This is a genomic window from Enterobacter sp. ECC-249, assembly GCF_043965265.1.
Taxonomy (GTDB): domain Bacteria; phylum Pseudomonadota; class Gammaproteobacteria; order Enterobacterales; family Enterobacteriaceae; genus Enterobacter; species Enterobacter quasiroggenkampii.
Genome location: NZ_CP143660.1, coordinates 3,864,607 through 3,885,844, shown reverse-complemented (window position 1 = coordinate 3,885,844; position 21,238 = coordinate 3,864,607). Strand labels below are relative to the sequence as shown.

Below are 21,238 nucleotides of genomic sequence, written 5' to 3'. Positions count from 1 at the left end.
TTTTTTCTCATTGATGGTGCGATATGGACTCAATCGAACAACAACTCACTGAACTGCGAACCACGCTTCGCCATCATGAATATCTCTATCATGTTATGGACGCACCGGAAGTCCCGGATGCGGAGTATGACCGCCTGATGCGCGAGCTGCGCGAATTAGAGGCGCAGCATCCTGAACTCATCACACCGGATTCCCCCACCCAGCGCGTCGGCGCCGAGCCGCTGGGCGCTTTCAGCCAGGTGCGTCATGAAGTGCCGATGCTGTCGCTGGATAACGTCTTCGATGAAGAGAGCTTCCTCGCGTTTAACAAGCGCGTGCAGGATCGCCTGAAAAGCAGCGACTCCCTCACCTGGTGCTGCGAGCTTAAGCTGGATGGCCTGGCCGTCAGCCTTCTCTACGAAAACGGCGTGCTGGTGCGTGCCGCGACGCGTGGCGACGGTACGACGGGGGAAGACATCACCACCAACGTGCGTACCATCCGCGCGATCCCGTTGAAGCTGCAGGGCGACAACATTCCTGCGCGTCTGGAAGTGCGCGGCGAAGTGTTTCTGCCCCAGGCGGGCTTTGAGAAAATTAACGAAGAGGCGCGTCGCACGGGCGGGAAGGTGTTTGCTAATCCGCGTAACGCGGCGGCGGGTTCGCTGCGCCAGCTTGACCCGCGCATCACTGCGAAGCGACCGCTTACTTTCTTCTGCTACGGTGTCGGTATTCTGGAGGGCGGCGAGCTGCCTGATACCCATCTCGGGCGTCTGCTGCAGTTTAAAGCGTGGGGACTTCCGGTGAGCAACCGCGTTCAGCTCTGCGACTCGCCGGAAGCGGTACTGGCGTTCTACCACAAGGTGGAAGAGGATCGTCCGACGCTCGGCTTTGATATTGATGGCGTGGTCATCAAGGTGAACTCACTGGCGCTGCAGGAGCAGCTGGGATTTGTGGCGCGCGCGCCGCGCTGGGCGGTAGCGTTTAAGTTCCCGGCTCAGGAGCAGATGACCTTTGTCCGTGACGTAGAGTTCCAGGTCGGCCGTACGGGCGCCATTACCCCGGTTGCTCGCCTGGAGCCTGTGCAGGTTGCGGGCGTGCTGGTAAGTAACGCCACGCTGCATAACGCCGATGAAATCGAACGCCTGGGCCTGCGCATTGGTGACAAAGTGGTGATTCGCCGAGCGGGCGACGTTATTCCGCAGGTAGTTAACGTAGTGGAGTCAGAACGCCCTGCTGAAACGCGCGAAATCATCTTCCCGACCCACTGCCCGGTGTGCGGCTCTGACGTTGAGCGTGTGGAAGGCGAAGCGGTGGCGCGCTGTACGGGTGGCTTAATCTGCGGTGCGCAGCGTAAAGAGTCGCTGAAGCACTTCGTCTCCCGTCGGGCGATGGACGTGGACGGCATGGGCGACAAGATTATCGATCAGCTGGTTGAGAAAGAGTATGTCCACACGCCAGCGGACCTCTTCAAACTGACGGCGGGCAAACTGACCGGTCTGGATCGCATGGGGCCAAAGTCAGCCCAGAACGTGGTTAATGCGCTGGAAGCCGCAAAAGAGACCACCTTCGCCCGTTTCCTGTACGCGCTGGGCATTCGTGAGGTGGGTGAAGCGACGGCCGCGGGTCTGGCGGCGTACTTTGGTACGCTGGAGGCGCTGGAAAAGGCGAGCATCGAGGAGCTGCAGAAAGTCCCTGATGTCGGCATCGTCGTCGCCACGCACGTCTTTAACTTTTTCGCCGAAGAGAGCAACCGTGAAGTTATCGGCAAACTGCTGGAAGAGGGCATCAGGTGGCCCGCGCCGGTGGTGGTTAACGCCGAAGAGATCGACAGCCCGTTCGCCGGTAAAACGGTGGTGCTGACCGGCAGCCTGAGCCAGCTTTCACGCGACGATGCCAAAGCGCGTCTGGTGGCGCTGGGGGCAAAAGTGGCGGGCAGCGTGTCGAAGAAAACCGACCTGGTGATCGCCGGGGAAGCGGCGGGTTCGAAGCTGGCGAAAGCCCAGGAGCTCGGCATTGCGGTTATCGACGAAGCGGAAATGATGCGCCTGTTAGGAGAGTAACGTGGAGAAAGAGCAGCTCGTTGAGATCGCCAATACCGAGATGCCGTTCGGTAAATACAAGGGCCGCAGGCTGATTGATTTGCCGGAGGAGTATCTGCTGTGGTTTGCCCGCAAGGATGAATTTCCGGCAGGGCGACTGGGAGAGCTGATGGCTATCACGTTACTGATAAAAACCGAGGGGCTGACCCAGCTGGTGCAGCCCCTGAAACGTCCTTAAGCCTTGGCGGCGCGGGTCTCTTCTTGCGCGAGCTTTTCGGTCTGGCGCTTGTAGCGACGCGCCAGCACCGCGCAGACCATCAGCTGGATCTGGTGGAAAATCATCAGCGGCAGCACCATCATCCCAATCACCGAGGTCGGGAACAGAATGTTGGCCATCGGGATGCCGTTCGCCAGGCTCTTCTTCGAACCGCAGAAGACAATCGTGATTTCATCCGCTTTGTTGAAGCCGCATTTGCGTGCCACAAAGACGTTTACCGCAATCACAATCGCCAGCAGGACGATGCTGACCACCACGATAAACAGCAGCGAGCCTGCCCCCACCTTGTGCCAGATGCCATTTACTACCGCTTCACTGAAGGCGGAGTAAACCACCAGCAGAATCGAGGTCTGGTCGGTTTTTGAGATCCATTTTTTATGCTTCGCCACAAACGCCCCGGTCCACGGGCGGGAGAGATGCCCCAGCACAAACGGCAGCAGCAGCTGCAGACAGATTTTGCCCACCTGCTCCAGGTTACCTTCCGCACCGTGCATGTTCATCAGCAGGCCCACCAGCAGCGGGGAGACGAAAATCCCCAGCAGGCTGGAGGCGGAAGCTGAGCAAACTGCTGCCGCTACGTTGCCGCCTGCCAACGAGGTAAAGGCAATGGCAGACTGCACGGTAGCCGGCAGAATACAGAGATACAGGAAACCGGTGTAGAGTGCCGGGTCGACGTTAACCGGCGCCCACCAGGCAAACAGCACCCCGAGGATCGGGAACAGAATGAAGGTGCTGCACATCACCCACAGATGCAGCCGCCAGTGTCCACCGCCTGCGATAATGGCCTCGCGGGAGAGTTTGGCGCCGTGCATAAAGAACAGCAGGGCGATGGCCGCCGTGGTCAGCCCCTCAAAGAACGGGACGAACCCGCCGCGAGCCGGGAAAAACGAAGCCAGTAAAACGGTAACCACCAGGGTAAGCGTGAACGGATCAAGGATACGAAAAAGTTTCATAATCACTCCTGAAAGCAGATGTCGCTATTGTGCTTTCTTCCATTTGAGAAATAAAATTGATTTATTGCATCCATTCATGAATTAAACAGATGAATTATTCATTACGTCAGCTTCGTGTTTTTGTCACCGTGGCGCAGGCTCGCAGCTTTAGCCGGGCAGGAGAGATGATTGGTCTGAGCCAGTCGGCGGTCAGCCACAGCGTGAAAGAGCTGGAGAATCAGACGGGAGTAAGATTACTCGATCGCACCACGCGCGAAGTGGTGTTGACCGAAGCAGGGCAGCAGCTGGCCCTGCGCCTTGAACGGCTGCTGGATGAGCTGAACAGCACGCTCAGAGACGTGGGAAGGCTGGGCCAGCAGCTTTCGGGTACCGTGCGGGTCGCGGCCAGCCAGACGATCTCTGCGCACCTTATCCCTCAGTGTATTGCCGAGGGAAGCCAACGCTATCCGGACATTGATTTTGTGCTGCATGACAGACCGCAACAGTGGGTGCTGGAAAGCATCCGCCAGGGGGATGTGGATTTTGGTATTGTGATCGATCCCGGTCAGGCGAGCGATCTGGCGTGCGAAAGCATACTCTCTGAGCCCTTTTTGCTGCTCTGCCGTGACGACGATCCGCTGGCCACATTGCCGGAAGTCAGCTGGCAGCTCCTGCAGGGCGCGAACCTGGTTTTACAGGATTATGCCTCGGGCAGCCGTCCGCTGATTGATTCCGCGCTGGTGAATCAGGGCGTAAAGGCAACAATTGTGCAGGAGATTGGTCATCCGGCGACGCTGTTTCCCATGGTGGAAGCAGGCATTGGCATCAGCGTGTTGCCCGCCCTGGCGCTTCCCCTTCCGCAGGGAAGCCGGCTGGCCGTCAGGCGATTAACGCCCGCTGTCGAGCGAAAGTTAATGCTGGTGCGGCGAAAAAATCGTTCACTCTCGGGGGCGGCGCAGGCTATCTGGGAAGTTGTGCGTATCCAGGCACAACGATTAACCGAAGCCCGCATACGCGACCCACTGTTTAACGCATCAGAAGATTAGATGTAGATATCGATCTGATTATTGTCTGACGGGCTGTTCACCCCTTCCACTTTGCCTAGCTTTTGCTCCTGCTTCTTCTGGGCCTCTTCGGCCTGCTGGCGCTGCAGCGCGGCGAGCTGTGCCTGCAGCACTTTGATCTGGGTCTGAATCAGTTCCTGCTGCTTCTTCTTCTCATCGGTGCTGATAGGGCTGTTCGACAGCTCTTTTAACTGCTGGGTCAGCTTTTTGATCTTGTCGAGAATGCGGGTGATTTGCGCAGAGATATCGTTACTGCTCGAAGTGCCACTCGCGCCGCTGGTTTGTATCTGTTGGGTTGAAGCCTGAATGGTCGTCATACTTTTTCCTCGCGTTATAAAACAGAGGTATCGGCAACGACGGGATTAGCTTGAGCAAAACTGCCATATCTGGCAGGGAGTTGCATCGATACACAATCAGTATTGATGGTGCGGTGAAAGTGTATTGGAGGTCACCGGCAGGCTGAAGATATAAGACGTAAGTCATGCGATCCCCGCTGTCGCGATCTTCATCCTTAAGGAGCCTCTATGACCCTCTCGAATAATCCGTGGTACTGCGCCGACATTATTCGCGCCGCTAAGCCGAACTTCACGCCCCGCGTGGCGTTTATTCTCGGCTCTGGCCTGGGCGCGCTCGCCGACCAGATTGATGACGCCGTTTCCCTGAGCTACGAAAAGCTGCCGGGCTTCCCGGTGAGCACCGTGCATGGCCATGCCGGGGAGCTGGTGCTCGGGCATCTGGCCGGGGTGCCAGTGGCCTGCATGAAGGGGCGCGGCCATTTCTATGAGGGGCGCGGGATGGCCATCATGACCGATGCGATCCGTACCTTTAAGCTGCTGGGGTGCGAGCTGCTGTTTAGCACCAATGCGGCGGGTTCATTGCGTCCTGATGTCCAGCCAGGAAGCCTGGTTGCCCTGAGCGACCATATCAATACCATGCCGGGCACGCCGATGGTGGGGCTGAACGATGAGCGCTTTGGCGATCGTTTCTTCTCTCTGGCCAATGCTTATGACGCTGATTACCGCGCCATTCTGCAAACCGTGGCGACGAAAGCCGACTTCCCGCTCCATGAAGGGGTGTTTGTTTCTTATCCAGGTCCGAACTTCGAGACGGCAGCCGAGATCCGCATGATGCAGATTATCGGCGGCGATGTGGTGGGCATGTCCGTAGTGCCGGAAGTGATTTCCGCGCGCCACTGCGGCCTGAAGGTCGTGGCCGTTTCTGCGATTACAAATCTCGCGGAAGGGCTTGGCGATATCAAACTCTCGCATGAACAAACCCTCGCTGCCGCTGAGCTTTCCCGCCAGAACTTTATCAATCTTATCTGCGGTTTTCTTCGCCATATTGCCTGAGTAAAACATTCAAGTGGCCCGTGAGGGCCACACTGCTATAAGGAATGGGTTATGAACATCACGACTCGCTTAAAGATGATGTCCTTTATGCAATATTTTATCTGGGGGAGCTGGCTGGTTACCCTCGGCGCTTACATGATTAACACCCTACATTTTACCGGCTCCGACGTGGGCATGGTGTACAGCTCCAAAGGACTTGCCGCGATCGTTATGCCTTCGCTGGTGGGGATTATTGCCGACAAGTGGCTGCGGGCAGACCGCGCCTACGTGATTTGCCACCTCGTTTGCGCCGTCGCGCTCTGCTATGCCGCGCAGGTGAATGAGCCAGGCCTGATGTTCTGGGTCATGCTGGTGAATGCGATGGCCTTCATGCCCACGATTGCGCTGTCGAACACCATTTCCTACGCCTGTCTTCAACAGGCAGGGCTGGATACGGTGAGTCATTTCCCGCGAGTGCGGGTGTATGGCACCGTGGGCTTTATTGCCGCGATGTGGGCCATAAGCCTGATGGGGTCTGAGCTGAGCAACGTGCAGCTTTATATTGCGGCTGTCGCGTCCGTGCTGCTGGCGCTCTATTCTCTGACGTTGCCAGCCATTCCAGTTGCGACGACAAAAACGTCTTCGTCTCTGGCAAGCAAGCTGGGCCTCAATGCGTTTATCCTGTTTAAACAGCCTCGCATGGCGGTGTTCTTTTTATTCGCGATGCTGCTCGGCGCCGTACTGCAGATAACCAACACGTTTGGCAGCCCTTTCCTGCATGATTTTGCGCGTAATCCGGCGTATGCAGATAGCTTTATCGTCACATATCCGTCCATCCTGCTCTCCGTTTCGCAAATCTCTGAAGTGTTCTTCATTCTGACCATTCCGTACTTCCTCGGACGCTTTGGTATTAAAACCGTCATGCTGATGAGCATGGTGGCCTGGATGCTGCGGTTCGGGCTGTTTGCCTTTGGCGATCCGTCTGCAACAGGATTTATGCTGCTCATGCTCTCAATGATTGTCTACGGCTGCGCGTTCGACTTTTTCAATATTTCAGGCTCGGTATTTGTTGAACAGGAGGTCAGCGCCGATATCCGTGCCAGCGCGCAAGGGTTGTTTATGACGACCGTTAACGGTATCGGGGCGTATTTCGGTTCGGTATTGAGCGGAATGGCAGTCGATTACTTCTCGGTGGACGGAGTGAAGGACTGGCAGACGATCTGGCTGGTATTTGCGGCCTATGCCCTGGCGCTCGCGGTGGTCTTTTACTTCAGCTTTAACTATCTCCACACCAGCAAAACCAGCGGGATGCGCACAGTTGCGCATTAAATTTCCCCTCAGGACGATGAAAGGCTTTAAGGTAGGCACATAAGTGTTATCGCCAGGATATGTTTTGATGGAACGCGCCTATCGGACCGATCTCAAGCTGCTGCGCTATTTTCTGGCCGTGGCGGAGGAACTGCATTTTGGACGGGCTGCGGCCCGTCTCAATATGTCTCAGCCGCCGTTAAGCCTGCATATTAAAGAGCTGGAAAGTCAGCTGGGCACGTTACTGTTTATTCGCCACTCGCGGAGCGTCGCGTTGACGCATGCCGGTAAGGTGCTGATGGAAGAGTCCCGTCGGCTGCTCGCCAGCGCAAACCAGGCGCTGGCTCGCGTCGAGCAAATTGGCCGGGGGGAAGCAGGGCGCATTGAGCTCGGGATTGTGGGCACCGCCATGTGGAGTGAGGTGCGCACGGTGATGCGCGCTTTTTTGAAATCGCACCCGAATGTTGATGTCGTATTTCGCGAGAAATCCCCGGTAATGCAGATGGCGCTGCTTGAGCGCCGGGAGCTGGATGTGGGCATCTGGCGGATGGCAATGGAACCTACCCCGGGGTTTACCAGCCTGCGATTGCGTGAAGCGGCTTTTCTGGTGGCGATGCCGGAAGATCACCGGCTGGTGAGCGAATCATCGATTGCGCTCGCAGAGTTGCAGGACGAGTATTTTGTCACGATGCCTTCAGCGCATTCTGACTGGGCATTTTTACATCGCGTCTGCCAGCAGGCCGGGTTTTCGCCGATGATCGTGCGTGAAGCCGTTGAGCCGCAAACGGTACTGGCGATGATCAGCATGGGCATGGGAATTACGCTCGCTGCAGACAGCTACGCGCAAATGCAGTGGCCGGGCGTGGTGTTCCGCCCGCTGAAAGAGCGTATACCGGCAGATTTGTATGTGGTGTATGACGAGAAGCAGGCGACGCCCGCGGTGAAGACGTTAATTGAAACGTTAACAGTGGTGTGATGATTTCGTAGGCCTGATAAGCGTAGCGTCATCAGGCTATGTTTTTTAAGCGCAGTACCGCAGATAGCAAAAAAGCGCCTTTAGGGCGCTTTTTTACATTGGTGGGTCGTGCAGGATGACTCGCTTCGCTCGCCCTTCGGGCCGTCGCCGTAAACGGCTCCGGTGCCTCACTGCGTTCGGCTCGAACCTGCAGCAGGTTCGAATCATCCAGATCGCAGATAGCAAAAAATCGCCTTTAGGGCGCTTTTTTACATTGGTGGGTCGTGCAGGATTCGAACCTGCGACCAATTGATTAAAAGTCAACTGCTCTACCAACTGAGCTAACGACCCGAAATGGTGGGCGATGACGGGCTCGAACCGCCGACCCCCTCCGTGTAAAGGAGATGCTCTACCAACTGAGCTAATCGCCCATTTCGGAACTGCTGCGATAAGGTGAGAATGGTGGGCGATGACGGGCTCGAACCGCCGACCCCCTCCGTGTAAAGGAGATGCTCTACCAACTGAGCTAATCGCCCAATCTCAATTCTTATCTACACTGCGAGTCTACCGAAGTAGATGGTGGGTGATGACGGGCTCGAACCGCCGACCCCCTCCGTGTAAAGGAGATGCTCTACCAACTGAGCTAATCACCCCCGCTGTGTGGAGTCGCATTATAGGGAGAGTTGAAAATGAGTCAACGCATTTTCTAAAGTTTTTATTTGTTCGTCGTAAAATTAAACAAAACGATCGCGAAACGGGCAGTGGCGCATGATTTCTAAACAAAAATCGCAAACTCGGTCACGATAAAGGGATCAACATTGAGGAATCCCCCCACAGTGATAGAATATTGCCCATCGTTTTTTCCCCAGGATTTGCCGATTGCCGGCATCTTTATAACGTAAGGCCATTTCATGAAAATCAAAACTCGCTTCGCGCCGAGCCCGACAGGCTATCTGCACGTCGGTGGTGCACGTACCGCTCTCTATTCCTGGCTTTTCGCACGCCACAACAAAGGTGAGTTCGTGCTGCGTATTGAAGACACCGATCTTGAGCGCTCCACGCCGGAAGCAATTGAAGCCATTATGGATGGGATGAACTGGCTGAATCTGGAATGGGATGAAGGTCCTTACTTCCAGACCAAACGCTTTGACCGCTATAACGCTGTCATTGATGAGATGCTGGTCGCGGGCACGGCGTATAAATGCTACTGCTCAAAAGAGCGTCTGGATGAACTGCGTGAAGCGCAGATGGCGAACGGTGAAAAGCCGCGTTATGACGGCCGCTGCCGCCATGACCATAGCGAGCATGCTGCTGATGAGCCTTGCGTAGTACGTTTTGCTAACCCGCAAGAAGGCTCGGTGATCTTTGACGACCAGATCCGTGGCCCAATTGAATTCAGCAACCAGGAGCTGGACGATCTGATCATCCGCCGTACCGATGGTTCCCCAACCTACAACTTCTGCGTTGTGGTTGACGACTGGGATATGGAAATTACCCACGTTGTCCGTGGTGAAGACCACATCAACAACACGCCACGTCAGATCAACATTCTGAAGGCGCTGAGCGCCCCTGTGCCTGTCTATGCGCACGTCTCCATGATCAACGGTGATGACGGCAAAAAACTGTCTAAACGTCACGGTGCGGTAAGCGTTATGCAGTATCGCGACGATGGCTATCTGCCAGAAGCGCTGCTGAACTATCTGGTGCGTCTGGGCTGGGCCCACGGTGACCAGGAGATCTTCAGCCGCGAAGAGATGATCGAACTCTTCTCTCTGAGCTCAGTCAGCAAATCCGCCAGCGCGTTTAACACTGACAAGCTGCTGTGGCTGAACCATCACTACATCAATACCATGCAGCCGGAATATGTGGCGACGTACCTGCAGTGGCACATTGAGCAGGCAAATATTGATACCCGCACTGGCCCTGAGCTGGCGGATCTGGTGAAACTGCTCGGCGAGCGCTGCAAAACGCTGAAAGAGATTGCTGAAAGCTGCCGCTACTTCTATGAAGAGTTTGCTGAGTTCGATGCGGACGCCGCGAAGAAACACCTTCGCCCGGTTGCGCGTCAGCCGCTGGAAGTGGTGCGTGACAAGCTGGCAGCCCTCACCGAGTGGACCGCTGAGAATGTGCATCACGCCATTCAGGCGACGGCGGACGAGCTGGAAATCGGTATGGGTAAAGTCGGTATGCCACTGCGCGTTGCGGTGACCGGTGCGGGTCAGTCTCCGGCACTGGACGTAACGGTTCATGCCATCGGCAAATCACGCAGCGTAGCGCGCATTAACAAGGCGCTGGACTTCATTGCGGAACGTGAGAACCAGCAGTAATTACGTTAAGAAAAAACAAACGGCAGGGTAACCTGCCGTTTTTTTATGCCTATTTTTCCGCGATACCGAGACGCGTAAGAAAGCCGTGAATGCCTTCGCGTTTCAATAAGGCGTCCAGACGTATCTGCTCTGACGGAGTCATACTCTCCAGCGTATCAATAATGCCTGGGGACAGGTTTGAAATGGGTTCACGGTAGGAAGCAGTGGCCTCCGCGAGATGGTAAACCGCCTGACGGTTGCGGATTGCCGGGAGGCTCATAATATGTTCCTTCACGCGCGCATCGACATGAATGAGTCGCGCGCGACCGCCTTTCACGCCGTTGAGCCCTTCGGTTTTCCACCCCTGCTGGCGTATCCAACGATTAACCGTTTGCCTGGCGACGCCCAAACTCTCCGCCAGCTCTTCCGTGGTCATTTTGCTCCGTAATCTTTTCATATCAGTCCCGATCGCGTATCCCTAAACGTTGCAACAAGCCGGTGATCCCTTCCCGTAATAACAGCGATGTCATCTGCTTCTGCTCTTCCGGCGTCATTTCATTAGCCAGCGTTAGGAGTAGGGTGTGAAGCGAACGGTCATGGCTGGTGCCTTCTGGCAGTTCGGACGTTTCGCTTGCCCGACGTGCGCTGCGGATAAAGTCACGGACTTTTTCGTTCACATGCACCAGGCGCGCTTTTCCGCCCTGGACGCCTGGTTTTGGTGATGTAATCCAACCCTCTTTGCGTACCCATTTATTGATGGTCTGGCGGCTATAGCCAGTGAGGAGGGCTAACTCTTCTGGCGTCATTCGTTCCTTGATCATGCAATTTCCTGAATATCTGTGGGGTTAATTAACGGCTCATTTTATAGCACCGTTTAACGTGAAAACGTGACACGCTTAACTCCTGACTGCGAGCAGGCTCGCAAAGTGATTCATTTGCATGATTTTTCGGCGATTGAATCGCTGGAATTGATTTTGCCGTTGACACTCCGCAGCGGAATTCATATTATGCCGCCCGTCAACATGACAGCTTTACGATGGGGCTATAGCTCAGCTGGGAGAGCGCTTGCATGGCATGCAAGAGGTCAGCGGTTCGATCCCGCTTAGCTCCACCAAACTCTGAACCCAACAGAGTGCGGTCAGTAAAGTCACATGTGGGGCTATAGCTCAGCTGGGAGAGCGCTTGCATGGCATGCAAGAGGTCAGCGGTTCGATCCCGCTTAGCTCCACCAAAATTGTAAACCCTCGTCGAATGACGGGGGTTTTTTTTATCTGTATGTAACGTCCGTTACCGCATTTTGTTATCAAAAAGAAGGTATTCCTGTACCTCTCCTCAATCGAAATCAATAAACCAGTCTATAAATAGACTTGAACTTGATTCGCGCAATTAATAAACCTATTATCCATCCGGTCAATGGTTCTCCCGGAAAATAATGTCCCTGATTAATGAATAAAAAAACGTATAATAATGTAAAGATATTTATGATTGCCCTGGCACTTTGCCTGATTTCGGTACCCGTCTCCCGTTATCTTTCTCCACGCGCAATTGTTAATGGTCACGACGTTTATTTAGCATGGTTACCTTTAAGCGTAATGCTCGCGGTAATACTGCTGTTTGGACGCAGGGCTATTCTTCCCATTGTGTTAGGTTTTACTGTCACTAATTTATTTTATGTTAATTTAGCACCGCTACAATATTCAGTTTTACTGTTCTGTCAGACCTTTGCGCTTTTCGCGGCGTGCGGCCTGCTACGTCTCATGCTGGGCAAGCGCTGGCGTCACAGCATCCCTAACAAGCACATCGGGCTACGTATATTCTGGCTCGGTTTTGTCGTGCCATTAGGTATTAAACTGTCGATGTATTTGGCTGGCTATTTATTTGATTTTCCGGTGACTATTTCCACCTTTTTCGGTGAAGGAACGGTAATTTATAACGTTGTGGATATACAAAGCCTGATATGTGCGGCATTGATTTTTACCATGATGTTCTATTACCCATTAAGAATGATAATTAATCCTCGTTATGCCATTACCTTCTGGCGGCGAAGCGTGAAGCCCGTGTTTTATCACAAGAATCTATTATTTATATTTGTCTGGCTGATGCTTTTAGGCTTCATTCTCGTCATTTTATGTGGTCCTTTTGAATCTCCCGTCATTGCGGGTTATTTGATGCCGCTGATTTTTATTCTTTTTACCTTAGCGATAAGCCGACTGACCTATGCGTTGATTTCTCTGCTGTGGGCGGTATCTGCGCTCCTGCTGTTGACCTACAACTACAACTTCCTTAACGGGGTGGAATCGGGCCATTCGCTCTCCTTTATCCTCTCCGTGCTGATCTCTTTCGCCATCTGCTTGCTTTACATGTCGCGAATTTACCAGCGCAGCGAGTGGCTGAAGCGGGGCTGGCAGGACAGGGCGCTGACCGATCCCCTTACCGGTTTGCCCAATATTCGTGCGCTGGAGGATTACCTTGAGATCCATCCGGATGCCAAAGTGTGCATTCTGCGCATGGATAACCTGGAGTTTTTGAGCCGCCACTACGGGATTATCATGCGGGTCCACTGCAAAAAAACGATCGCCACGTCGCTTCAGCCGCTCCTGCAAAAAGATGAACTGCTCTTCCAGCTGCCCGGAAGCGAGCTGGTGCTGGTATTGCTCGGGCCGGAAATTGCTGAACGTCTCCAGCATATGGTCGATCGGCTCAACAGCAATAAAATTTTCTGGAACAACACCGGGCTGGACATTGAGTTTGGCGCGTCCTGGGGAATGGTCGAAAACGGCGAAAACCTGCATCACACGTTGGGGCAACTGAGCTGGCTGGCAGAACAGGCCTGCGGAGAGCAAAACGTACTCGCGCTCACGAATAGCCTTGAGGCGGCCTCAGGACAAACGACAGAGCGTGTCCTGATGCTGGCGCGGATTAAGCATGCCCTGGAGGCGGGGCAGTTCCATTTGTATGCGCAGCCGATCCAGAAGGCGGACGGGAGCGGCTACTACGAAATTCTGGCGCGTATGGAGAGCGAGGGCGAGATCTTCACTCCTGACCGCTTTATTCCGCTGATTGCGCAGTTCAACCTCAGCCACAGGTTTGATATGTGCGTCATGGAAAAATTACTGGTGTGGCTGCGCGATAACCCTGCACCGCACGCTGGCGCCCGTTTTTCCGTCAACCTGATGCCGCTGACGCTGATGCAAAAAGAGGTCGCGACCGAGATTTGCGCGCTATTTGAACGGTACGGTGTGGCGCCTCAGGCCGTCGTGATTGAGATTACCGAAGAGCAGGCATTCTCTAATTCAGGCTCGAGTATCAACAATATTCAGCAGCTGCGGGATTATGGTTTCCGGATTGCTATCGATGATTTTGGTACTGGCTACGCTAACTATGAGCGTCTCAGACGCCTGCAGGCGGACATCATTAAAATCGACGGCTGCTTTGTGAAAGACATTTGTACAGACGACATGGATGCCATGATCGTGCAGTCGATGTGTAATCTGGCGAAGACGAAATCGCTGTGCGTCGTAGCGGAATACGTCGAAACACCGGCGCAGCGGGAGATGCTCCTTCGCTTCGGTGTGGATTACCTGCAGGGCTACCTGATAGGCAAACCCAAACCGCTGGAAGAATTGCGGGCATAAAAAAACCGGGAGCCAGGCTCCCGGTTTTTGTTTAACGCTAAAGGTTAGAGCACCAGTGCCGCGATAGAAGCAGACAGGACGCTCACCAGCGTAGATCCGTAAACCAGCTTCAGGCCAAAGCGAGAAACCACGTTACCCTGCTCTTCGTTCAGGCCTTTAATCGCACCCGCGATAATCCCGATGGACGAGAAGTTCGCGAAGGAGACCAGGAACACGGAGAGAATGCCTTCCGCGCGTGGAGAAAGCGTGCTGGCAATTTTCTGCAGATCCATCATCGCAACGAATTCGTTAGAAACCAGCTTGGTTGCCATGATACTGCCCACCTGCAGCGCTTCGTGAGCCGGAACACCCATCACCCATGCAACCGGGTAGAAGATGTAGCCCAGAATGCCCTGGAAGGAGATACCCAGCACCGCAGCGAACAGGGCGTTCAGGCCAGAAATCAGCGCAATGAAGCCGATCAGCATGGCGGCAACGATAATCGCCACTTTGAAACCGGCCAGAATGTATTCACCCAGCATTTCGAAGAAGCTCTGGCCTTCGTGCAGGTTTGACATCTGGATATTCTCTTCGCTGGCGTCAACGCGGTACGGGTTGATCAGCGACAGAACGATAAAGGTGCTGAACATGTTCAGTACCAGCGCAGCAACAACATATTTTGGCTCCAGCATGGTCATATACGCGCCCACGATAGACATGGAAACGGTAGACATTGCGGTTGCCGCCATGGTGTACATGCGGTTGCGGGACATTTTGCCGAGAATATCTTTATACGCGATGAAGTTCTCAGACTGACCGAGGATCAGGGAACTCACGGCGTTAAAGGATTCCAGCTTGCCCATGCCGTTCACTTTGGATAACAGGAAGCCAATTCCACGGATCACGAACGGCAGAACGCGGATGTGCTGCAGAATACCGATCAGCGCGGAGATGAAGACGATAGGGCAGAGAACCTTCAGGAAGAAGAACGCCAGACCTTCGTCGTTCATTTTACCGAAGACAAAGTTGGTCCCTTCATTGGCAAATCCGAGCAGTTTTTCGAACATTTCGGAGAAGCCTTTCACGAAGCCGAGGCCTACGTTGGAGTTCAGGAAGAACCACGCAAGTAAAACTTCAATGACCAGCAGCTGGACAACATAACGGATACGAATTTTTTTGCGGTCTGTGCTGACCAGCAATGCAAGTGCAGTAACGACAACAAGTGCCAGGACAAAATGAAGGACGCGGTCCATATTTGCTCCAAATATGAGGCAGGTTTAATTTTCGTGCACATTCTATGTAACAAGCGAAAAGAAAACGAGATCGAGGACACACTATAGTTACATCCTGTGACGAGTCTCAAAAATAGTGATCCACAATACATTTTTGTTATGTTAGGTAAATGAGTGAAAAGTTAAGTTTGTGTGCTAGTCTTCACAAAAGCGCGCGCGATTTTCAGTTTCTGTTAGATCGCCCCACTTACCCGCCCGCCTATCGTTCAAAGCTATCAGAGAAATCACTGTAAACTTCACAAATGATCTTGATAATCATTCTCATTTTGATAGCATTAAACATAGCAAAGGCTATATTTCAGAGGCAGAAATGACAAACAGTCGCGTAGAGGGTAGCAGTGGCAGAGCCGCGCGCAAGTTGCGGTTCGCATTAATGGGACCTGCGTTCATCGCTGCCATTGGCTATATCGATCCAGGTAACTTTGCGACCAATATTCAGGCAGGGGCCAGCTTCGGCTATAAGCTGCTGTGGGTAGTCGTCTGGGCTAACCTGATGGCGATGCTGATTCAGATGCTCTCCGCAAAGCTGGGGATTGCCACGGGTAAAAACCTGGCGGAGCAAATTCGCGACCATTATCCGCGTCCGGCCGTCTGGCTCTACTGGGTCCAGGCGGAAATCATCGCCATGGCCACCGATCTTGCTGAATTTATCGGCGCAGCGATCGGCTTTAAGCTGATTCTGGGCGTGTCGCTGTTGCAGGGGGCGGTGCTGACCGGGATTGCCACTTTCCTGATCCTGATGCTGCAGCGTCGGGGCCAAAAGCCACTGGAGAAGGTCATCGGCGGTCTGCTGCTGTTTGTCGCGGCGGCCTATATCGTCGAGCTGATTTTCTCACAGCCGAATCTGGCGCAGCTCGCTAAAGGGATGGCGATCCCAAGCCTGCCAACCTCGGAAGCGGTGTTCCTGGCCGCCGGGGTGCTGGGGGCGACCATCATGCCGCACGTGATTTATCTGCACTCCTCGCTGACGCAGCATCTCCACGGAGGGACGCGCAAAGAGCGCTACTCCGCCACCAAGTGGGACGTGGCGATCGCCATGACCATCGCGGGGTTTGTCAATCTGGCGATGATGGCTACCGCAGCCGCGGCTTTCCACTTTAACGGTCACACCGGTATTGCCGATCTCGACCAGGCCTATCTCACGCTGGAGCCGCTGCTGAGCCATGCTGCCGCTACGATATTTGGTCTTAGCCTGGTGGCTGCCGGTCTTTCTTCAACGGTGGTGGGCACGCTGGCAGGCCAGGTGGTGATGCAGGGGTTTGTCCGGTTCCATATTCCGCTGTGGGTGCGTCGCTCCGTCACCATGCTGCCGTCATTTGTCGTGATTTTGATGGGGCTCGATCCGACGCGAATTCTGGTCATGAGCCAGGTTCTGCTGAGTTTTGGTATTGCGCTGGCGCTGGTGCCGCTGCTGATTTTTACCAGCAACAAAACCCTGATGGGCGAGTTGGTCAACTCAACGCTGGTGAAGCGGACCGGGTGGGCCATCGTAGTGGTGGTGGTGGCGCTGAACCTGTGGCTGCTGATTGGCACAGCGTTGGGACTCTAAAAGAAAAAGGAGCCGTGAGGCTCCTTTTTGCTGTTAGTCGTCATGACCGTGGTGGCCATGTCCGTGACCTTTGCCGCGACCCCAGCCGCCGCGACGGTCGTCACGATCCCGCCAGCCTTCACGGTAACCGCGCTCATAGGCGCTGTCTTTATACCAGCCGCGGTGTCTGCCGTTATCATGTTTCCACCAGCGATCGCCGCGCCACTCATAGTGACGATGCCAGTAATCACGGTCGCGCCAGTAGCCGCCGTCCCAGTATCTGCCGTAGTCGTCACGATCGCCAATTTGTAATTTTACTGATGGCAACAGGGTGATTTCGCCCGCAGTGGCGATCAGCGGAGCCGAAGCCAGTAATACCGCTGCAAGAATCAGTGACCTGAACATACTCTTTCTCCTTCACGATCGGGGCCTTTGTTGGGCCTGTTAACGCAATTTTACGAGTTGGTAAACCTTCGTATCATCGCCTCAACTCCGAATTCCTGGGTGAGAGCACTTTTTGCTAAAAGCGATTCTAGTTTGAGCTGCTCAGAATCCCTTCTATACGGGACAGTTCTTCCGAAGAGAAATGGCGGTTTGCCAGCATGCCCACGGCGTCATCAATCTGCGCCGCTTTACTTGCCCCAATCAGCACCGACGTCACATTCTCATGGCGTAATACCCAGGCCAGCGCCATCTGGGACAGCTTCTGGCCGCGCTCTTCCGCCATGGCGTTCAGCTTTCTTACCTTCTCCAGCTTCTCTTCGGTTATCTGATCGGGATTAAGGAACTGACTGCCGCTTGCCGCTCGAGAGTCTGCCGGAATGCCGTTAAGATATCGATTGGTCAGCTGCCCGCCGGCCAGCGGCGAGAAGGGAATACAGCCAACCCCTTTTTCCTGCAGCACGTCCAGCAGTCCCGCTTCCGGCGCACGTTCAAAAAGGGAGTATTTCGGCTGGTGGATCAGGCAGGGTGTCCCGAGGTCATTAAGGATATCAATCGCCTGGCGAGCCAGAACTGCCGGGTAGTTGGATAAACCGACATACAGTGCTTTTCCCTGGCGTACCGCATGGTCAAGCGCTTTCATGGTTTCCTGCAGCGGCGTTTCCGGATCTGGCCGGTGATGGTAGAAGATATCCACATACTCCAGCCCCATGCGCTTCAGGCTTTGATCGAGGCTTGCCAGCAGATATTTGCGTGACCCCCAGTCGCCGTAAGGGCCATCCCACATGGTATAACCCGCTTTGGTGGAGACGATCAGCTCGTCGCGCCAGTGCAGGAAATCCTCCTGCAAAATACGGCCGAAATTACGTTCGGCGGATCCGGGAGGCGGGCCATAGTTGTTGGCAAGGTCGAAATGCGTAATGCCCAGATCGAACGCGCGCTGTAAAAGTTGACGGCTGTTTTCGATAAGGGTGGTGTCACCAAAGTTATGCCACAGCCCAAGCGAGATGGCGGGTAACCTGAGCCCGTTTCGCCCGCAGCGGCGATACTCCATTGTCCCGTAACGATTTTTGTCCGGCTGATAACCCATTTTCGTAACCTCTGGCGCTGAAGTGAAAAATCAGTGTATGCGTTTACATTTACGCGAAAAAAAGCAGCATAGCGCAGCCTTTTTTGTAAAGCATTCTTTCCATGTCCTTCTTATCGTCAATTCTGGACAGCCATCACGCTTATTTAATACTCAAGGTGAGGTCAAAACATTAGAAGGATACCTGTTTATGCGTACCCCATACTGCGTCGCCGATTACCTGCTGGACCGTCTTACAGATTGTGGAGCCGATCATCTGTTTGGCGTGCCGGGCGACTATAACCTGCAGTTTCTCGACCATGTAATAGACAGCCCGGATATCTGTTGGGTGGGCTGTGCCAACGAGTTAAACGCCTCTTATGCCGCGGACGGATATGCCCGATGTAAGGGCTTCGCCGCGCTGCTGACGACATTTGGCGTAGGAGAGTTAAGCGCCATGAACGGCATTGCGGGTAGCTACGCCGAGCACGTTCCGGTCTTGCATATTGTGGGTGCGCCGGGGATGGCATCACAGCAAAGAGGTGAGCTGCTGCACCATACGCTGGGCGACGGTGAGTTCCGTCATTTTTACCACATGAGCGAGCCGATCACCGCTGCGCAGGCGATCCTGACCGAACAAAACGCCTGCTATGAAATCGACCGGGTATTAACAACCATGCTCCGGGAGCGTCGCCCCGGCTACCTGATGCTGCCTGCCGACGTGGCAAAAAAAGCCGCCACCCCTCCTGTAAACGCTCTCACGCTCCGGCATACGCATGCCGATAGCGCCTGCCTGAAAGCATTCCGGGATGCTGCAGAAAACAGGCTTGCCGGGAGCAAGCGTACTGCGCTGCTGGCCGATTTCCTGGTCCTGCGCCATGGCCTGAAGCATGCGCTGCAGAAGTGGGTCAAGGACGTGCCGATGGCACACGCCACCATGCTGATGGGCAAAGGGATATTCGACGAGCGTCACGCTGGTTTTTACGGCACCTACAGCGGTTCGGCGAGCGCCGGCGCGGTAAAAGAGGCGATTGAAGGGGCAGATACCGTACTCTGCATCGGCACGCGATTTACCGATACCCTGACCGCCGGCTTCACGCATCAGCTCACCCCGGCGCAGACGATAGAAGTTCAGCCTCATGCCTCACGCGTTGGTGATATCTGGTTTACCGGCATCCCCATGCTTCAGGCAATCGAAACGCTGGTGGAGCTGTGCAAACAGCACGTGCACGAGACGCCCGTGCAGTTCTCTCAAAGCACGATGTCCTACCCGCAGCCGGATGGCTCGCTGACGCAGGCGAATTTCTGGCAAACGTTGCAGACGTTTATTCGTCCGGGAGACATCATTCTTGCGGATCAGGGCACCTCGGCCTTTGGCGCGATCGACCTTCGTCTTCCGGCTGACGTGAATTTTATCGTCCAGCCGCTGTGGGGATCTATCGGCTATACGCTGGCGGCGGCATTTGGCGCACAAACGGCCTGCCCGAACCGGCGCGTGATTGTCCTGACGGGGGATGGCGCGGCGCAGCTCACCATTCAGGAGCTCGGCTCGATGCTGCGGGATAAACAACACCCCATCATTCTGGTCCTTAACAACGAAGGGTACACGGTGGAAAGGGCGATCCACGGGCCGGAGCAGCGGTATAACGACATTGCGCTATGGAACTGGACGCAAATCCCGCAGGCACTGAGCCTTGATCCTCAGGCCCAGTGCTGGCGGGTCAGTGAAGCGGAGCAGCTGGCGGACGTCCTTGAAAAAGTGGCGCACCACGAGCGGCTCTCGCTGATTGAGGTGATGCTGCCGAAAGCCGACATCCCACCGCTGCTGGGGGCGATCACCAAAGCGCTGGAAGCGCGCAATAGCGCCTGATTATTTGTCGTTTCGCCAGGCCATCATCATCGGTTTGCCCGCCAGCAGGAGCCAGGCGGGCAACATCACGATACAAAGCAGAGGGAAAAGCGTCGAATCCGGTACGACTACTGCCGCCATAAACAGGCTGAGCCACGCGTCGCGCGTGACCACCAGAACCAATCCCAGAATAGAACAAGAGACGGTAATCGCCGCCGGGACCGCATCGACATGCTCGTGCAGCATCAGGCCCAGCGCGACGCCGACAAAGACCGCCGGAAAAATGCGTCCACCGCGGAAACCGCAGGCGGCCGCCACCACCAGCGCGGCCAGCTTAATCACGGCAAACAGCAGATAGTCGGAGACGCTAAACACCTGGCTGAAGGCCAGCTGCTGCATCTCGTCCAGACCTTTAAACAGCGTCACCGGCCCGCCGATTGCCCCTAAAATACCGAGGATCAAACCGCCGGCTCCCAGAATTAACACCGGGTGTTTGAGTCTATGCATCAGCCGGTGCAGACGTGGGAGGCACCATACCGCCACCATGCCCAGCGCAATGGCGATGGCGACGACGATGGCGCCGCTGAAAATATCGGCGATTTGCATCTGGCCGTAGTGGGGAAGGGAGAGTGAAAAATGGGGATGGAAAAACAGGCTGGTGGTCAACGCTCCGGCGGCTGCGGCCATCAGCGGCGCAAACAGCTTATCCCACAGCGGGACGTCGTTATTGCTGCTGAGCGTCTGCGAAAAGATCAGTGCCGCCGCCACGGGCGTGCCGAAAAGCGCCCCGATGGTGCCTGCTGAGGCGAGAATGGTCCAGTCCAGCGCGCCGACGCGGGGCAAAATGCGTGAACCGAGAAAAACCGCCAGGCCAATGTTCACGGCCATAATCGGATGCTCAGGTCCCAGACTAACGCCCCCAGCCAGACCGATAATCAACGCAATGATGAGCCCTGGCAATGCAGCGGGGGCAACCGGGGCACCAATCAACGGTTCTTGTGCCGGATCGGGGCCGGCATGGCCGGGACTGAAACGGATCACCAGGCCCACCGCAATACCGGTTATCGTCAGCATCCCAACGATCCAGGCAGGAGAGTCAGCGGTGACGCCCAGTCCTGCAGGTAGCGCGTTCCATAATAGTGTTTGCAGCACCGACGCGACTTTCATCACGACGATGAGCACCAGACTTGAAACCACGCCAATGATGAGCGCCGGAATGGCCAGCAACAGCATGGTTCTGGCTCGCGGGTGGAGCATGAT

The 21,238-nt window shown here is 55.0% G+C and carries 18 protein-coding genes, 6 tRNA genes and 1 other RNA gene; 12 read left to right on the top strand and 13 right to left on the bottom strand.

Annotated features, from left to right (window positions below; translation table 11 throughout):
* Positions 1 to 23: 23 nt before the first annotated feature.
* A complete protein-coding gene (gene ligA, locus V1587_RS18480) occupies positions 24 to 2,039 on the top strand; it encodes an NAD-dependent DNA ligase LigA (protein ID WP_395314445.1) in 2,016 nt (671 codons plus the stop codon).
* 1 nt (position 2,040) lies between these two features.
* Positions 2,041 to 2,256, top strand: coding sequence for a DUF3820 family protein (locus V1587_RS18475; RefSeq protein ID WP_003861328.1), 216 nt, complete (start codon positions 2,041 to 2,043; stop codon positions 2,254 to 2,256).
* Here V1587_RS18475 and V1587_RS18470 read toward each other — a convergent pair.
* Entirely contained in the window at positions 2,253 to 3,248 is a 996-nt protein-coding gene (locus tag V1587_RS18470) for a bile acid:sodium symporter family protein (RefSeq protein WP_024907615.1), read from the bottom strand. The genes V1587_RS18475 and V1587_RS18470 overlap by 4 nt on opposite strands.
* An 89-nt stretch (positions 3,249 to 3,337) precedes the next feature.
* On the opposite strand from V1587_RS18470, the gene V1587_RS18465 reads away from it, so the two are divergent.
* Positions 3,338 to 4,273, top strand: coding sequence for a LysR family transcriptional regulator (locus V1587_RS18465; protein WP_371897387.1), 936 nt, complete (start codon positions 3,338 to 3,340; stop codon positions 4,271 to 4,273).
* On the opposite strand, the gene V1587_RS18460 is transcribed toward V1587_RS18465, so the two are convergent.
* Positions 4,270 to 4,608, bottom strand: a complete 339-nt coding sequence (locus V1587_RS18460) for a FlxA-like family protein (RefSeq protein ID WP_371897386.1) — start codon at positions 4,606 to 4,608, stop codon at positions 4,270 to 4,272. The two genes, V1587_RS18465 and V1587_RS18460, sit on opposite strands and share 4 nt — an antisense overlap.
* Positions 4,609 to 4,815: 207 nt before the next feature.
* On the opposite strand from V1587_RS18460, the gene xapA reads away from it, so the two are divergent.
* The 3 genes from xapA to V1587_RS18445 all read left to right on the top strand — a co-directional run bounded on the left by xapA (position 4,816) and on the right by V1587_RS18445 (position 7,903).
* A complete protein-coding gene (gene xapA / locus V1587_RS18455; RefSeq protein ID WP_371897385.1) occupies positions 4,816 to 5,640 on the top strand; it encodes a xanthosine phosphorylase in 825 nt (274 codons plus the stop codon).
* Positions 5,641 to 5,691: 51 nt separating this feature from the next.
* Complete coding sequence (locus V1587_RS18450) at positions 5,692 to 6,948, top strand: nucleoside permease (RefSeq protein WP_371897384.1); 1,257 nt, start codon at positions 5,692 to 5,694, stop codon at positions 6,946 to 6,948.
* A 67-nt stretch (positions 6,949 to 7,015) separates the two neighbouring features.
* Entirely contained in the window at positions 7,016 to 7,903 is an 888-nt protein-coding gene (locus V1587_RS18445; protein WP_395314444.1) for a LysR family transcriptional regulator, read from the top strand.
* 99 nt (positions 7,904 to 8,002) lie between these two features.
* Here the strand turns inward: V1587_RS18445 and V1587_RS18440 are convergent.
* The 5 genes from V1587_RS18440 to V1587_RS18420 form a co-directional block, all read right to left on the bottom strand.
* A non-coding RNA gene (locus V1587_RS18440) (RtT sRNA) lies at positions 8,003 to 8,131 on the bottom strand.
* A 26-nt stretch (positions 8,132 to 8,157) separates the two neighbouring features.
* Positions 8,158 to 8,233 (bottom strand) — tRNA-Lys (locus V1587_RS18435).
* A 4-nt stretch (positions 8,234 to 8,237) separates the two neighbouring features.
* A tRNA-Val gene (locus V1587_RS18430) sits at positions 8,238 to 8,313 on the bottom strand.
* Between the two features lie 29 nt (positions 8,314 to 8,342).
* Positions 8,343 to 8,418 (bottom strand) — tRNA-Val (locus V1587_RS18425).
* Positions 8,419 to 8,459: 41 nt separating this feature from the next.
* A tRNA-Val gene (locus V1587_RS18420) sits at positions 8,460 to 8,535 on the bottom strand.
* A 258-nt stretch (positions 8,536 to 8,793) separates the two neighbouring features.
* On the opposite strand from V1587_RS18420, the gene gltX reads away from it, so the two are divergent.
* Positions 8,794 to 10,209, top strand: a complete 1,416-nt coding sequence (gene gltX, locus V1587_RS18415; RefSeq protein ID WP_371897383.1) for a glutamate--tRNA ligase — start codon at positions 8,794 to 8,796, stop codon at positions 10,207 to 10,209.
* A 49-nt stretch (positions 10,210 to 10,258) separates the two neighbouring features.
* Here gltX and V1587_RS18410 read toward each other — a convergent pair whose 3' ends face one another.
* On the bottom strand, positions 10,259 to 10,645 hold the full coding sequence (locus V1587_RS18410; RefSeq protein WP_371897382.1) for a YfeC-like transcriptional regulator: 387 nt from the start codon (positions 10,643 to 10,645) through the stop codon (positions 10,259 to 10,261).
* A 1-nt stretch (position 10,646) separates the two neighbouring features.
* Positions 10,647 to 11,009 carry a YfeC-like transcriptional regulator gene (locus V1587_RS18405; protein ID WP_045909399.1) on the bottom strand — a complete coding sequence of 121 codons (363 nt, stop codon included), beginning with the start codon at positions 11,007 to 11,009 and terminating at the stop codon, positions 10,647 to 10,649.
* Between the two features lie 217 nt (positions 11,010 to 11,226).
* Here V1587_RS18405 and V1587_RS18400 point away from each other — a divergent pair.
* From V1587_RS18400 to V1587_RS18390, 3 genes are all read left to right on the top strand, one after another.
* Positions 11,227 to 11,302, top strand: a tRNA-Ala gene (locus V1587_RS18400).
* A gap of 41 nt (positions 11,303 to 11,343) precedes the next feature.
* Positions 11,344 to 11,419, top strand: a tRNA-Ala gene (locus V1587_RS18395).
* 214 nt (positions 11,420 to 11,633) lie between these two features.
* Positions 11,634 to 13,823 carry an EAL domain-containing protein gene (locus V1587_RS18390; RefSeq protein ID WP_371897381.1) on the top strand — a complete coding sequence of 730 codons (2,190 nt, stop codon included), beginning with the start codon at positions 11,634 to 11,636 and terminating at the stop codon, positions 13,821 to 13,823.
* Positions 13,824 to 13,867: 44 nt separating this feature from the next.
* Here V1587_RS18390 and V1587_RS18385 read toward each other — a convergent pair whose 3' ends face one another.
* Positions 13,868 to 15,055, bottom strand: coding sequence for a NupC/NupG family nucleoside CNT transporter (locus V1587_RS18385; protein WP_045909397.1), 1,188 nt, complete (start codon positions 15,053 to 15,055; stop codon positions 13,868 to 13,870).
* Positions 15,056 to 15,404: 349 nt separating this feature from the next.
* Between V1587_RS18385 and V1587_RS18380 the strand changes: the two genes are divergently transcribed.
* The gene (locus V1587_RS18380; protein ID WP_237424673.1) at positions 15,405 to 16,643 is read left to right on the top strand and encodes an Nramp family divalent metal transporter; all 1,239 of its coding nucleotides are present in this window, start codon (positions 15,405 to 15,407) and stop codon (positions 16,641 to 16,643) included.
* A gap of 33 nt (positions 16,644 to 16,676) precedes the next feature.
* On the opposite strand, the gene V1587_RS18375 is transcribed toward V1587_RS18380, so the two are convergent.
* Positions 16,677 to 17,027, bottom strand: a complete 351-nt coding sequence (locus V1587_RS18375; RefSeq protein ID WP_048224360.1) for a DUF2502 domain-containing protein — start codon at positions 17,025 to 17,027, stop codon at positions 16,677 to 16,679.
* A 127-nt stretch (positions 17,028 to 17,154) separates the two neighbouring features.
* Positions 17,155 to 18,153, bottom strand: coding sequence for an L-glyceraldehyde 3-phosphate reductase (gene mgrA / locus V1587_RS18370; protein WP_371897380.1), 999 nt, complete (start codon positions 18,151 to 18,153; stop codon positions 17,155 to 17,157).
* Between the two features lie 187 nt (positions 18,154 to 18,340).
* Between mgrA and ipdC the strand changes: the two genes are divergently transcribed.
* Positions 18,341 to 19,999, top strand: coding sequence for an indolepyruvate decarboxylase (gene ipdC, locus V1587_RS18365; RefSeq protein ID WP_371897379.1), 1,659 nt, complete (start codon positions 18,341 to 18,343; stop codon positions 19,997 to 19,999).
* On the opposite strand, the gene V1587_RS18360 is transcribed toward ipdC, so the two are convergent.
* The gene (locus V1587_RS18360; protein ID WP_371897378.1) at positions 20,000 to 21,235 is read right to left on the bottom strand and encodes an ion channel protein; all 1,236 of its coding nucleotides are present in this window, start codon (positions 21,233 to 21,235) and stop codon (positions 20,000 to 20,002) included.
* Positions 21,236 to 21,238: the final 3 nt, after the last annotated feature.